The organism is Nocardioides xinjiangensis (assembly GCF_017916455.1).
Classification (GTDB): domain Bacteria; phylum Actinomycetota; class Actinomycetes; order Propionibacteriales; family Nocardioidaceae; genus Nocardioides; species Nocardioides xinjiangensis.
On record NZ_JAFMSY010000001.1, the window covers coordinates 1,504,975 to 1,518,168 of the forward strand.

Annotated in this window: 12 protein-coding genes; 3 read left to right on the top strand and 9 right to left on the bottom strand. The window is 74.3% G+C overall.

The annotated features are described in order from the left end of the window. Window positions 1–32: 32 nt before the first annotated feature. Genes J3P38_RS07145 through J3P38_RS07170 form a run of 6 tightly spaced genes read right to left on the bottom strand, consistent with a single transcriptional unit; the run spans window position 33 to window position 5,835 of the window. Entirely contained in the window at window positions 33–695 is a 663-nt protein-coding gene (locus tag J3P38_RS07145) for a response regulator (protein WP_210503099.1), read from the bottom strand. Further along, the gene (locus J3P38_RS07150; RefSeq protein WP_210503100.1) at window positions 692–2,047 is read right to left on the bottom strand and encodes a sensor histidine kinase; all 1,356 of its coding nucleotides are present in this window, start codon (window positions 2,045–2,047) and stop codon (window positions 692–694) included. Before J3P38_RS07150 ends, J3P38_RS07145 begins: the two co-directional genes overlap by 4 nt. After that, window positions 2,044–3,054 (bottom strand): acyltransferase family protein, encoded by a 1,011-nt coding sequence (locus J3P38_RS07155; RefSeq protein ID WP_210503101.1) that lies wholly within the window; start codon window positions 3,052–3,054, stop codon window positions 2,044–2,046. Before J3P38_RS07155 ends, J3P38_RS07150 begins: the two co-directional genes overlap by 4 nt. Continuing rightward, window positions 3,051–4,028 carry a D-alanine--D-alanine ligase family protein gene (locus J3P38_RS07160; protein WP_210503102.1) on the bottom strand — a complete coding sequence of 326 codons (978 nt, stop codon included), beginning with the start codon at window positions 4,026–4,028 and terminating at the stop codon, window positions 3,051–3,053. Before J3P38_RS07160 ends, J3P38_RS07155 begins: the two co-directional genes overlap by 4 nt. Then, window positions 4,025–5,203, bottom strand: coding sequence for an alanine racemase (gene alr, locus J3P38_RS07165; RefSeq protein WP_307807773.1), 1,179 nt, complete (start codon window positions 5,201–5,203; stop codon window positions 4,025–4,027). Before alr ends, J3P38_RS07160 begins: the two co-directional genes overlap by 4 nt. Next, window positions 5,200–5,835, bottom strand: a complete 636-nt coding sequence (locus J3P38_RS07170; protein ID WP_246855637.1) for a M15 family metallopeptidase — start codon at window positions 5,833–5,835, stop codon at window positions 5,200–5,202. The genes alr and J3P38_RS07170 overlap by 4 nt, the downstream gene beginning before the upstream one ends. 103 nt (window positions 5,836–5,938) lie before the next feature. Between J3P38_RS07170 and J3P38_RS07175 the strand changes: the two genes are divergently transcribed. The 3 genes from J3P38_RS07175 to J3P38_RS07185 all read left to right on the top strand — a co-directional run bounded on the left by J3P38_RS07175 (window position 5,939) and on the right by J3P38_RS07185 (window position 8,573). After that, window positions 5,939–6,526 carry a DnaJ family domain-containing protein gene (locus tag J3P38_RS07175; RefSeq protein WP_210503104.1) on the top strand — a complete coding sequence of 196 codons (588 nt, stop codon included), beginning with the start codon at window positions 5,939–5,941 and terminating at the stop codon, window positions 6,524–6,526. A 93-nt stretch (window positions 6,527–6,619) separates the two neighbouring features. Further along, window positions 6,620–7,708: an HpcH/HpaI aldolase/citrate lyase family protein gene (locus J3P38_RS07180; RefSeq protein ID WP_210503105.1), complete on the top strand. Its 1,089-nt coding sequence runs from the start codon at window positions 6,620–6,622 to the stop codon at window positions 7,706–7,708. Window position 7,709: 1 nt separating this feature from the next. Next, on the top strand, window positions 7,710–8,573 hold the full coding sequence (locus J3P38_RS07185) for an HpcH/HpaI aldolase/citrate lyase family protein (protein ID WP_210503106.1): 864 nt from the start codon (window positions 7,710–7,712) through the stop codon (window positions 8,571–8,573). A 52-nt stretch (window positions 8,574–8,625) separates the two neighbouring features. Here the strand turns inward: J3P38_RS07185 and J3P38_RS07190 are convergent, their stop codons facing one another. From J3P38_RS07190 to hutH, 3 genes are all read right to left on the bottom strand, one after another. Further along, window positions 8,626–9,651: a M48 family metallopeptidase gene (locus J3P38_RS07190; RefSeq protein ID WP_210503107.1), complete on the bottom strand. Its 1,026-nt coding sequence runs from the start codon at window positions 9,649–9,651 to the stop codon at window positions 8,626–8,628. Window positions 9,652–9,857: 206 nt separating this feature from the next. Beyond that, window positions 9,858–11,576 carry a urocanate hydratase gene (hutU, locus tag J3P38_RS07195; RefSeq protein ID WP_210503108.1) on the bottom strand — a complete coding sequence of 573 codons (1,719 nt, stop codon included), beginning with the start codon at window positions 11,574–11,576 and terminating at the stop codon, window positions 9,858–9,860. After that, a complete protein-coding gene (hutH, locus tag J3P38_RS07200; protein WP_210503109.1) occupies window positions 11,573–13,126 on the bottom strand; it encodes a histidine ammonia-lyase in 1,554 nt (517 codons plus the stop codon). Before hutH ends, hutU begins: the two co-directional genes overlap by 4 nt. Between the last annotated feature and the right edge of the window lie 68 nt (window positions 13,127–13,194).

Consider the following 13,194-nt stretch of genomic DNA (forward strand, 5'->3'; position numbering starts at 1 on the left):
GACCCCGAGCCGCCCCGAGCCGCCCACGGGTGCTAGTCGGCGCCCACCAGCCCGTGCTCGTGCGCGAAGACCACGATCTGCACCCGGTCGCGCAGCGACAGCTTCCGCAGCACCGAGCCGACATGGGTCTTCACCGTCGACTCGGAGGCGAAGACCAGCCCGGCGATCTCGGTGTTCGACAGCCCGCGGGCGACGGCGGCGAACACCTCGCGCTCCTTGTCGGTGAGGGAGAGGTACGCCGCGGGGGCGGGCGCCCGTGCGACGAACTGGCCCTGCAGCAGCAGGGACAGGTCCGCGGGGGCGAGCACCGCGTTGCCGGCGTGCACCGTGCGGATGGCGTCGCGCAGCATCACCGGGGTGGTGTCCTTGAGCAGGAAGCCGCTCGCGCCGTAGCGGATCGCCGTGGCCGCGCGGTCGTCGAGGTTGAAGGTGGTGAGGACCACGACGCGCAGGGGGCTCTCGCGCTTCGACACCCGGTCCGGGGCGAACAGCTGGCGCGTGGCCTCGACGCCGTCCATCTCGGGCATCCGGATGTCCATCAGCACCACGTCGGGCTGCAGCTCGTCGCAGACCGACACCGCCTCGAACCCGTCGCCGGCGACGCCCACGACCTGCATCCCGTCCTGGGCGTCGATGATCGTGCGCACGCCCTCGCGGAACAGCTCCTGGTCGTCGACCAGCACGACGCGGATCACGCGCCGCCCCGCACGGGCACCCACGCGGTGGCGGTGAACGTCTGGCCGCCCGCCTCGTCACGACGACGTACGTCGAGCCTGCCGCCCACCGCCTCGAGCCGCCGGCGCATGCCCTCGACGCCCTGCCCGGGCGCCGGGGCGGTCGCGGAGGACGCGTCGCCGGGCACGGCGCGGATCGGCTGGGTGACGTCCTGGACGGCGTCCTGGGTGACGGCCTGGGTGACGGTCGGGGTGGCGTCCTGAGTGGCGTCCCCGCCGGCGTCCCGGGAGGCGTCCGGTCGGACCACGTTGCGCACCTCGAGGCGCAGCTCGCCCTCCCAGTGGCGCTCGACGGCGACCGGGGTGTCGCGGCGGCCGTGCTTGATGGCGTTGGTCAGCATCTCCTGGAGCACCCGGTAGGCGACGGTCTCGAGCTCCGGCGGCAGCGGCTGCGGCCGGCCCACGACGGTCGACACCACCTCGTGCCCGCTCGACCGCACACCCTCCACGAGGCTGTCCAGGCTGCCGCTGCGCCCGGACGACGTGGCGCCCTGCGTGGTGGTGAGCACCTGCCGGACGTCCTGCAGCGAGGTCCGCGCGGACGACGCGATGGTCGCCATCGTCGCCTTCAGCCTCTCGGTGTCGGCGTCCTCGATGTACTGGGCGGACTCGGCCTGGGCCAGGATCACCGCGAGCGAGTGGCCCACGACGTCGTGCACGTCGCGCGCCATCCGCGTCTGCTCCTCGCGCAGCCGGGCGATCTCGCGGGCCTGCTCCGACTCCTGCACCGCGCGGGCGGCATCCCGCTCGGCCGCGACCTGCGACACCCGCGACTGCTCGGCCCGCGAGCCGAAGCGCAGCGCCAGACCGGCCAGCCACGGCGCACCGAGCACGAGCATGCCGAGCACCGCGGCCCCCACCTGCCAGGTCGGACTGAACCGGTAGGCGTTGTTGATCACGCTGTTGTAGTCGATGACGTCGGTGACGACTCCGAAGATCTCGAACGCGGCGAAGCCGACGGCGATCACCGCGGCGGCCGGGATGGAGAGGGCGCTCAGCCACAGCGTGGCCGTGCTGCCCCACCGGGCGGTGCCGAAGGCCACGAACGCGACCGTCAGCTGGGTGATGAGCACCGGGGTCCCGCTGGCGACCTGGAGCAGGCACGTCACCCACACGATCGCCAGGGACAGGCCAGGCGCCCGCCGGCTCAGCCCGACGGCGCCGGCGAAGGCCAGCACGACGAGCACCAGCGGGACCTGGCTGCCGTACGCCTGCACCGTGTTCACGCCCTCGAGGAACCCGAGGAGCAGCACCAGCCCGGCCAGGGCGAGGTCGGGCGCCGAGGCCCGCAGGCGCTCGAGGTCCGGGCTCATGCCGCCACCGCCTCGGGCGTACGCCGGACCGGCTGCGCGCGGACCTCTACGAGGTGCCAGCTGACCGCCGCCATCACGAGGGTGAGCGCGGCCGCGACCGGGCCGGCGAGGCCGTCGAGCGACGGGCGCAGCCACAGGGTCAACGGGTAGTTCCACAGGTACGCGCCGTAGGACACCGTGCCGAGCACGACGAGGGCCCGCAGCGGTCCGGTGACCGTCGTCCAGGTGCGCCACGACAGCAGCAGGACCACGGTCAGCGCGGCGATGGCGGGGCCTCCTGCCAGGTAGGTGAGGGCGTGACCCCGCAATGGAACCACGCTCAGGACCGCGAGCCCGACCAGAGCAGCGGCTGCCGGCCACGTGCCCCGGACCGGCGCGGCCTCGCCCGCCGGCCGGGCGAGGAGCCGGGCCGCGCCCCCGACCACGAAGCAGAGCGCCCACGAGGTCGGCAGGACGTACGCCAGGTCGGGGTCCTCGCGCAGCCACAGCACGGTCGCGACACAGGCGAGCAGGCAGGCCACGCCCGCCGCGAGCAGCGCGAGCCGCACCCGTCCGCGGACCAGCGCCAGCACCAGCACCGCGGGCCACAGCAGGTAGAACTGCTCCTCGGTGGCCAGCGTCCAGAGGTGGAAGGTCGCCTCGCTCGTGTGCCCGACGGGCAGGTTGGCGGTCCAGGTGAGCGCCACCAGCACGGTGCGGCCGAGCTCGTCGCGGTCGCCCAGCGGGTCGAGGAGCAGCGTCACGACCACCACGCCGGTGACCAGGAGCAGCAGCGCGGGCACCAGCCGCCGGGCCCGGCGCGCGTAGAAGCGGCGCAGATCCACCCGGCCGGTGCGAGCGGCCTCGTCGGCCAGCACCCCGGTGATCAGCCAGCCGCTCAGGGCGAAGAACATCACGACGCCGACCACTCCGGCGCCCGGGAACAGCGACGGCCAGGCGTGCCGCAGCATCACCAGGCCGACGGCGATCCCGCGCAGCAGGTCGACGCCCTCGATGCGTGCGCTCACCGGGGCAGGACGTCGCAGACGAGCCGGTCGAGGAGCTGGGCGTACGACAGGCCGGCCGCGGCGAACATCTTCGGCACCTGCGACTGCGCGGTGAAGCCGGGCATCGTGTTGACCTCGTTGAGCACCGGCCCGTCGGGGGTCACGAAGAAGTCCACGCGGGCGACCCCGGCGCAGCCGAGGGCGTCGTAGAGGGCGAGCGCGGCCTCCTCGAGGGCCTTGCGCTCGACGTCCTCCAGCGGCGCCGGGATCCGGAACTCCGCTCCCCCGCCGTACTTCGCCTCGTGGTCGAACCACCCGTCGACGACCACCTCCAGGGCCGGCGGGACGAGCCGGCCGCCGTCGGCCGTGCCCAGCACGGCGACGTCGACCTCGCGACCGATGACGACGTCCTCGACGAGGACCCGGTCGTCGAGCGCGAGCGCGGCCTCGAGGGCGTCGGGCAGCTGCGCGGCCTCGCGCACCATGCTCACGCCGTGGCTCGACCCGGCGGCGACCGGCTTGACGACGACGGGGTGGGTCCACGCGTACGTCGCCGCGCCGGCCGCGGTCAGCAGCACCGCAGGGGCGGTGGCGATGCCGACCGCCTGCGCCACGAGCTTGGTCGCCCACTTGTCCATCGCGAGCGCGCCGGCCGCGACCCCGGAGCCGACGTAGGCGACCCCGGCCAGCTCGCAGAGCGCGGCGAGGGTGCCGTCCTCGCCGCGGGGTCCGTGCACCACGGGCAGCACCGCGGCGCAGGACTGCAGCACCGCGACGGCCTCCCCGAGCGGGAGCGCGCGGTCGCCGACGCGCCAGGCGCCGTCCGGCCCGATGGTCAGCCGGACGACGTCGTACGACGCGGGGTCGAGGGCGTCCGCGACCGCGGCGGCGGACGCGAGCGACACCTCGTGCTCGCAGCTCTGCCCGCCGCCGACCACGGCGACGCGGGTGGGAGCCGGCGGCGCGGTGACGGCGGTGGCGGCGGTGGCGGTCACGACAGGCTCCTGAGACGAGGGGACGGGCTGGGGGCGGGGGAGGTGGCGCGTCGCACGCGCGAGCCGATGCCGGTGACGACCTCGTGCTCGATCGTCCCCGCCCAGGCGGCCCACTCGGCCACCGTCGGCTCGCCGGCGTCGCCGGGGCCGAAGACGACCGCGACGTCGCCGGGGTCGACGTGGTCCTCGCCGAGGTCGACCACGAGCTGGTCCATCGAGATGCGGCCGACCACCGGCCGGCGGCGACCGCGGAGCAGCACCTCGGCACGGCCGGCGGCGGCGCGCGGGACGCCGTCGGCGTACCCGAGGGGCAGGAGGGCCAGGTTCGTCACGGCGGGCGCGGTCCACGTGTGGCCGTAGCCGACGCCCGACCCTGCTCGCACCCGCCGCACCGTGACGACGGGCGCGGTGAGGGTGAGGGCGGGGCGCAGCGGCGTCGTGCGGGTCGGGTCGATGCCGACGAGGCCGGCCCCCAGCCGGACCACCGTGTGGTGGCTGCGGACGTCGAGGAGCGTCGCGGCGGTCGCCGCGAGGTGACGCTGCGCGGGCCGGAGACCGGCCGCACGGGCGGTCTCGACGCCCCGCGCGAAGCGGCGGCGACCCAGCACGTTGCACACGTCGGCGGGGTCGTCGGCACAGCCCAGGTGGCCCATCACGCCGACGACCCGCACCAGGCCGGCCCGCTCCGCCCGGCGGGCCGCCCGGCAGAGCGCGGGCCACGCGGCTGGTTCGGCACCGTCCCGGGCCATGCCGACGTCGAGGTGCAGGTGCACCCGGGCGGGGCGCCGGCGCGGCCCCGCCTGCTGGGCACGCACGACGGCGTCGAGGTGCTCGCGGGAGGGGACGGCCAGCTCGACCCGGGCGGCCAGGGCGGCGTCGTACGCGGCTCCGAGCGGGTTGAGCCAGCTCAGCACGGGGGCGCCCACCCCCTCGCTGCGCAGGGCGAGCGCCTCGTCGATGCTGGTGACGCCGAGCGACGTCGCGCCGTGGGCGAGGGCGGTGCGCGCCACGTCGGCGGCGCCGTGCCCGAAGCCGTCGGCCTTGACGACCGCCATCACCTGCGCCACGGTGCGGGAGGCGAGCAGGCGGGTGTTCGCGGCCACGGCCGAGAGGTCCACCTCGAGCCGCGGGCCGGTTGCGGTCGACCGGGTCACGACGACGGCGAGCGCGCTCACGCCGCCGTCTCCGCGTCCACGCCCGGGTCGACCGGTCCGTAGGACGCCGCCTCGGCACCGGTCGCGAGCGCCCAGTAGCGGTCTCCGTGGCTCCAGTGCCACCACTCGGTCGGGTAGTTCACCAGCCCGGCGCCGGTCAGGGCGCGGGAGAGGAGGTCACGGTTCGCGCGCGCGTCGGCGCTGATGCCGGTGGCGGCGGAGTAGCAGGCACCGGCGGACTGCTCCGGTGTCGCGTCGATCGGCGTGCCCATGTCGAGCTCGTGGCCGCACGCGTCGACCAGCGTCAGGTCGACGGCGGCGCCGGCGACGTGGGGCGCGACCTCCACCGGCGAGACGAAGCGGCTGGTGAGGCGGTGCAGGTCCGCGGGGGAGATGCCGGGGTGGGCCGCGCACACCTCGGCGGCGTAGGCGGCGATGATCGCGCGCTGGTCTGCCACCGACCGGTGTCCCTCGACCACCCGCACCCGGACACCCGCCGGGAGTGCGAGCTGCGCCGCGGCGAGACGGTCGGCCAGGCCGAGCCGCACCAGGGCCCGCTCCGGGCCGAAGGAGGCGTCGAGGCGCGTCAGGGCCTCGCCGGACTCGCGGACGGGGACCGCGGCGACGCGCGGGTCGGAGAGCAGGATCACCATGACCACGAGGTTCGCTGTCCGTGAGGCGCCTGCGCCTCCACCTCAGGTGCCGGACCGCTGTCCTCGAGGACGAGACGTCCTGGCCCTCCGTAGACTCGGGGCCATGCCGGAGCGAGACCGGGACGACGCCTTCGACGTCGCGGACACCGAGTCCGTGCGCCGCGAGGCCGAGCGCGACGACCGCACCGGACGCTCGGCCGCCGCGGCCCGCATCGCCCATCAGGCCAGCTGGGTCGACCTGCAGGTCCGGCAGGCGATGGAGCGCGGCGAGTTCGACGACCTGCCCGGGCAGGGGAAGCCGATCGCCGACCTCGGGGTCGAGCACGACCCGGACTGGTGGGTGAAGAAGCTCGTCGAGCGGGAGAACATCGCCCTGCTGCCGCCCGCCCTCGCCCTCCGCAAGGAGGACGCGGAGCTCCACGACCGGCTCGACGCGATCACCGTCGAGGCAGAGGTGCGGCGCGAGCTGGAGGACTTCAACCGCCGGGTGGTCGAGACGCGCAGGCAGCTGCAGGGGGGTCCTCCGGTGATCACGCCGGTGCGCGACGTCGAGGCCGAGGTCGCGGCGTGGCGCGAGCGCCGCACCGCCAGGATCGAGGCGCAGCGCGCGGCACTCGCCGCCGAGGGCGAGCGGCCCGCCGCCGCGAAGCGGAGCTGGTGGCGGCGACGGCCCGGCGCCCGGCGCGGGTGACGTCCGCGGCCCCTCTCCCCTCGCCGGTGGCCGGCCGCGGCGCGAGACATGCGTCATATCCGCCGCCCGCTACGCGGCGGTAGTTTGCGGGCCATGACTCGTTCCGCCAAGGACTTCTTCGCTCCCCTGGCCGTCGGAGCACCGGCGCCGCTGCGGGAGATCCCGGCCCGGCCGAGCCGCGCCATCCACTTCTTCGACCCGGGCAACCCGAAGATGGCCGCCAAGGTCCCGGGCATGGTGGGCACGGTCGACGTGCTGCTCGGCAACCTCGAGGACGCGGTCAAGGCGGAGAACAAGGAGGCGTCGCGCCAGGGCCTGGTGGAGATCGCGCGCAGCACCGACTTCGGGCCGACGCAGCTCTGGACCCGGATCAACTCCCTGGACAGCCCGTGGGTGCTCGACGACCTCACCACCCTCGTGCCGGAGATCGGCCACAAGCTCGACGTCATCATGGTCCCGAAGGTGCAGGGCGCCGAGGACATCCACTACGTCGACCGGCTGCTCGCGCAGCTCGAGGCGAGGGCCGGGCTCGACCGGCCGCTGCAGGTGCACGCCATCTTGGAGACGGCCCGAGGAGTGGCCAACATCGAGGAGATCTGCGCGGCCAGCCCGCGGATGCAGGGCCTCTCCCTCGGCCCGGCGGACCTCGCGGCCGACCGCCGCATGAAGACCACCCGCGTCGGCGGGGGCCACCCCGGCTACCTCGTCCGGCAGGACGCCCCGCGCGACGAGGCCGGTGGGACGCGGTACGACGCCGCGCGGGCGACGTACCAGCAGGACCTGTGGCACTACACGATCGCCCGCATGATCGACGCGTGCGCGATGCACGGCATCTACCCCTACTACGGGCCCTTCGGCGACATCGCCGACACGGTGGCCTGCGAGGACCAGTTCCGCAACGCGTTCCTCCTCGGCTGCGTCGGCGCGTGGAGCCTGCACCCGGTGCAGATCGCGATCGCGAACAAGGTCTTCTCCCCCAGCGTGGAGGACGTCGCCCACGCGCGTCGCGTCATCGCGGCGATGGGCGACGGCACCGGTGCGGTGATGATCGACGGCAAGATGGAGGACGACGCCTCGGTCAAGCAGTGCCGGGTGATGGTCGCCCTGGCCGACGAGCTCGCCGCGATCGACCCCGACCTGAGGAAGGCCTACGACGCCATCCCCGACCAGCCGGAGGCCTGACATGAGTGACTTCACTCCCCTGCGCTCTGTGCTCTACATGCCGAGCTCCAACGAGCGGGCGCTGGAGAAGGCCAAGACCATCGCCTGCGACGCGCTCATCCTCGACCTCGAGGACGCCGTCGCGCCCGACGCCAAGCCGGCGGCCCGCGACGCGGCCGCCGCCGCAGCCGCGAGCGGCGCGTACGGACGGCGCGCGGTCACCATCCGCGTCAACGGCATCGGCACCGAGTGGCACGACGACGACATGGTCGCCGCCAGCCAGGCCGGGCCGGCCGCGATCGTGGTGCCGAAGGTGAGCAGCGCGGAGGAGGTCGCCGGGCTGGTCGCGGCGATGGAGCGGGCGGGCGCCCCGGAGCACACCCGGCTGTGGGCGATGGTCGAGACCCCGGTCGCGGTCCTCGACGCCCTCGCGATCGCCCGCGCGTCGGAGCGTCTCGGCGCCTTCGTGCTGGGCACCAACGACCTCGTCAAGGAGCTGTACGCCGAGCACGTCCCGGGCCGCGCGCCGATCCTGCCGAGCCTCCACACCGCGCTGCTGGCGGGGCGCGCCGCGGGGATCGCGGTGATCGACGGCGTCTACAACGACGTGTCGGACGTCGAGGGGTTCCTCGCCGAGTGCGAGCAGGGCCGCCAGATGGGCTTCGACGGCAAGACCCTCGTCCACCCGCGCCAGGTCGAGGGCGCCAACGCCGCGTTCGCGCCGAGCGAGCGGGCCGTCGCCGACGCGGAGGGCCTGATCGCGGCGTTCGAGGAGGGCAGCGGCGCCGGCGTCGTGACCTACAACGGCCGGATGGTGGAGAACCTGCACGTCGAGTCCGCCCGCCGGACCCTCGCCATCCACGAGGCGATCCGCGCCCTCGGCTGACCTCGCCGCCCCCTCGGCCCACCGGCAGGGCCGCGCCACGTCCCGCCGGGGCTCAGGCGCTCTCGCCGCGGCGGAACCGGTCGTTGAGCCAGGTGCTCGCGGTGCCCATCCAGCCGGCGAGGTCGTGGACGAGCCGGCCGAGGGTGTCCTGGGTGCGCTCGAACGCCACCGCGTAGCTCGCGGCTGCCTCCTGCGCGGCCTCGCTGACCGAGGCGCTGTCGTCGTCGGCCCGGCGCGGGTAGTCGCCGCCGAGGATGGCGGTGTAGGCGCCGGAGTCGATCCAGCGCCGCAGCTCCGTGGCCCGGACGACCGCGAAGGGGTGCGACTGCTGCTGGAGCAGGGACAGCTTGATCAGCGACTCGCGGACGTCGCCGCCCTCGTCGTACTCCGCGCCCTGCGAGAGGAACGAGGTGACGTCGAGCTCCTCGAGCGTGCCGCCGCTGGCGATCTTCATGTGCGTGCGCAGCACGGCGGTGGGGTCCTGGGTGGCGAGCAGGCCGGCGCGGTCCGCGGACAGCTCGGCCTTGCGCGACCACTCCAGCAGCGCGACGGTCACCATCCGGATGCCGAGCGCTCCACCGGGGACCGCGTTGAGGAGCCCGCCCAGCCCGAGCAGCCGCAGCAGCAGGGTGCGGTAGACCGCGTGCCCGCTGATGGCGTGCCCGAGCTCGTGGCCGATGACGAACCGCAGCTCGTCGTCGTCGAGGTGGTGCACCAGGCCGGACGACAGCACGATGATCGGTCGGTCCATGCCGATGGTCATCGCGCTCAGCGCCGGGTCCGCCTGGACGTACATCTCGGGCAGGTCGGTGGCGTCGAGGCTCCGGCCGACCTCGGCCAGCAGCCGGTGCAGCCGCGCGAACTGGCGCTCGTCGACGCGGACCGCGGAGCCGAGCAGCGTCAGCCGCCAGGCCCGCTCGCGGAAGACCCCCGACATGGTCTTGAGCAGCACGTCGAAGCCCTTGAGCTTGCGGAGCGCGACCAGTGCGCCCTTGTCGGCGGGGTGCTCCCACGCCCGCGAGCTGATGTCGGTCAGCACGACGCGCGAGCGCGCCGGCTTGTTCTCCCCCGTGGCCATGGAGGGATCCTGACCTACGGGGCCGGGATTGTCAGCCGTTCGAGAGTCTCCCCCGCGCCGCACCACTGCGGCGCGTCGGACGACCAGAAGTCCAGCGCAGCGACTGGGTGCAGCCTGACCCGATCGGCACCGAGCACCTCCGGTCGTCCGACGCGCCGACCGTCCGTGTCGCGGGGTCCTCCGCGCCGCACCACTGCGGCCCGGCCTCAGCCGCGCCGCATTGGGATCGGCACCCCGCGCTCCTCCGCCACCTCGACCGCGCGGTCGTACCCTGCGTCGACGTGCCGGATCACCCCCATGCCGGGGTCGTTGGTGAGGACCCGCTGGATCTTCTCGGCAGCGAGCTCGGTGCCGTCGGCGACGGTGACCTGGCCGGCGTGCAGCGAGCGGCCGATGCCGACGCCTCCGCCGTGGTGGAACGACACCCACGTGGCGCCGGACGCGGTGTTGACCAGGGCGTTGAGGATCGCCCAGTCCGCGATGGCGTCGGAGCCGTCGAGCATCGCCTCGGTCTCGCGGTACGGCGAGGCGACCGAGCCGCAGTCGAGGTGGTCGCGGCCGATGACGATCGGCGCGGACAGCTCGCCGCTGGCGACCATCTCGTTGAACCTCGCGCCGGCCTTCGCGCGGTCGCCGTAGCCCAGCCAGCAGATGCGCGCCGGCAGGCCCTGGAACTGCACCCGCTCGGCCGCCATGTCGAGCCACGTGTGCAGCCGTGCGTACTCCGGCTTCTCGTCGGCCGGGAAGAGCTCCTTGATCGCCCGGTCGGTGGCGGCGATGTCGGCCGGGTCCCCGGAGAGGGCCGCCCAGCGGAAGGGACCCTTGCCCTCGCAGAACAGCGGCCGGATGTAGGCCGGCACGAAGCCCGGGAACTCGAAGGCCCGGTCGTAGCCGCCCTTGCGCGCCTCGTCGCGGATCGAGTTGCCGTAGTCGAACACCTCGGCGCCGGCGTCCTGGAGCTCCACCATCGCCCGGACGTGGCACGCCATCGACTCCTGGCTGCGCTTGGTGAAGCCACGCGGGTCCTCGGTGCGCTCGCGCTCCCAGTCCTCGTACGCCGTGCCGGACGGCAGGTAGAACAGCGGGTCGTGCGCCGAGGTCTGGTCGGTGACGATGTCGACGAGCGGGCCTCCGCCCTCCTCGCCGGCCCGGCCCGCGCGGTCGAGGTGCCGCTCGAGGATCTCGGGCAGCACGTCTGCGGCGTTGCCGAGCAGGCCGATCGAGAGGCCGCGGCGGGCCTCGCGCGCCTCCAGGGCCAGCTCGATCGCGTGGTCGAGGTCGCGGGCCTGGACGTCGAGGTAGCGCGTCTCGAGGCGCCGGTCGATGCGGTGCTGGTCGCACTCGACGCAGATAGCGACCCCGTCGTTCATGGTGACCGCCAGCGGCTGCGCACCGCCCATGCCGCCGAGCCCGGCGGTGACGGTGATGGTGCCGGCGAGGGTCCCCCCGAACCGCTTGTCCGCGATCGCGGCGAAGGTCTCGAACGTCCCCTGCAGGATGCCCTGGGTGCCGATGTAGATCCACGAGCCCGCCGTCATCTGGCCGTACATCGTCAGGCCGAGGTCCTCGAGGCGGCGGAACTCCTCCCAGTTGGCCCAGTCGCCGACGAGGTTGGAGTTGGCGATCAGCACGCGCGGCGCCCACTCGTGGGTGCGCATGACCCCGACCGGCTTGCCCGACTGCACGAGCAGCGTCTCGTCGTCCTCGAGGTCGCGCAGGGTGCGCACCAGCGCGTCGTACGCCTCCCAGCTGCGGGCGGCCTTGCCCGTGCCGCCGTAGACGACGAGGTCCTCGGGACGCTCGGCGTTGTCGGGGTCGAGGTTGTTCATCAGCATCCGCAGCGGCGCCTCGGTCTGCCACGACTTCGCGGTCAGCCCGGTGCCGCGCGCGGCGCGGATGGGCAGGCGGGGGTTGGTCTCGGTCACTTCAGCTCTCCGATCACGGACTCGGCGGCGGCGAGCACCGCGCCTGACTGGACGAGGTCGACGGTCGCCTCGATCTCGGGTGAGAGGTGGCGGTCGGGGCCGGGGCCGGCGACCCCGTTGCTGCGCAGCAGCTCCACGACCGCGCCGGTGGCGGGTGCGGGGGTGAGCGGCGCGCGCAGGTCGAGGGCACGGGCCGCGGTGAGCACCTCGACGGCGACCACGCGGGAGAGTCCGTCGACCGACCGGCGCAGCTTGCGGGCGGCGTTCCAGCCCATCGACACGTGGTCCTCCTGCATGGCGCTGGAGGGGATCGAGTCGACCGAGGCCGGCACGGCCAGCCGCTTGAGCTCGGAGACGATCGAGGCCTGGGTGTACTGCGCGATCATCAGGCCGCTGTCCACGCCGGGGTCGTCAGCCAGGAACGGCGGCAGCCCGTGGTTGCGGGCCTTGTCGAGGAAGCGGTCGGTGCGGCGCTCGCTGATGGAGGCGACGTCGGCGGCGACGATCGCAAGGAAGTCCAGGACGTACGCCACGGGCGCGCCGTGGAAGTTGCCGTTGGACTCCACCCGGTCGCCGACGACGACCGGGTTGTCGATGGCGCTGGCGAGCTCGCGGCCGGCCACGAGCGCCGCGTGCTCGACGGTGTCACGGGCGGCGCCGTGCACCTGCGGCGAGCACCGCAGCGAGTAGGCGTCCTGGACGCGGTTGCACTCCACGGTGTTGCCGGGCCCGGTCCGGTGCGAGGCGACGACCGCCGAGCCGGCCATCAGCGCGGTGAGGTTGGCCGCCGACAGCGCCTGTCCGGGGTGCGGGCGGATGGCCTGCAGCTCCGGTGCGAAGACCCGGTCGGTGCCGAGCTGGGCCTCCACGCTCATCGCCGCGGCGATGTCGGCGGTGCGCAGCAGCATCCGCAGGTCGGCGATCGCCATCACCAGCATCCCAAGCATGCCGTCGGTGCCGTTGATCAGCGCCAGTCCCTCCTTGGCCGCCAGCTCCACGGGCACGAGACCGGCGGCGGCGAGCGCCTCTGCGGCGGGCAGGAGGGTGCCCGACGCGTCGCGGACCTCGCCCTCGCCCATCAGCGCGAGCGCGCAGTGCGACAGCGGCGCGAGGTCGCCGGAGCAGCCGAGCGAGCCGTGCTCACGGACCACGGGCGTGATGCCGTGCGTGAGCAGGTCGGCCAGCAGCATCGCGGTCTGCCGGCGCACGCCGGTGTGCCCGGTCGCGAGCGTCGACAGGCGCAGCAGCATCAGGGCGCGGACCACCTCGCGCTCCACCTCGGGGCCCGAGCCGGCGGCGTGCGAGCGGACGAGCGAGCGCTGGAGCTGGGCGCGCATCTCGGCCGGGATGTGACGTGTGGCGAGCGCGCCGAAGCCGGTGCTGACGCCGTACGTCGGCGTCTGCGCCGCCGCGAGCGACTCGACGACGCCGCGGGCGCCGTCGATCGCCGACAGCGCGTCCTCGGCGAGGCTCACGGGAGCGCCCTCCCGGGCGACGCGGACGAGGTCCTCGAAGGAGACGGGGCCAACCCCGACCTGGATCTTCTGCATGCCTCCATGGAACACGCGCCCGAGCCGGTCCACCAGCGGTCCGCAGCGCGGAAGGGTCTCACATACGA

Coding starts and splice junctions, on each gene's coding strand:
- J3P38_RS07150 (WP_210503100.1), bottom strand. CDS start 2,047: ATGAGCCCGGACCTCGAGCGCCTGCGGGCCTCGGCGCCCGACCTCGCC.
- J3P38_RS07170 (WP_246855637.1), bottom strand. CDS start 5,835: ATGGTGATCCTGCTCTCCGACCCGCGCGTCGCCGCGGTCCCCGTCCGC.
- J3P38_RS07175 (WP_210503104.1), top strand. CDS start 5,939: ATGCCGGAGCGAGACCGGGACGACGCCTTCGACGTCGCGGACACCGAG.
- J3P38_RS07180 (WP_210503105.1), top strand. CDS start 6,620: ATGACTCGTTCCGCCAAGGACTTCTTCGCTCCCCTGGCCGTCGGAGCA.
- J3P38_RS07185 (WP_210503106.1), top strand. CDS start 7,710: ATGAGTGACTTCACTCCCCTGCGCTCTGTGCTCTACATGCCGAGCTCC.
- J3P38_RS07190 (WP_210503107.1), bottom strand. CDS start 9,651: ATGGCCACGGGGGAGAACAAGCCGGCGCGCTCGCGCGTCGTGCTGACC.
- hutH (WP_210503109.1), bottom strand. CDS start 13,126: ATGCAGAAGATCCAGGTCGGGGTTGGCCCCGTCTCCTTCGAGGACCTC.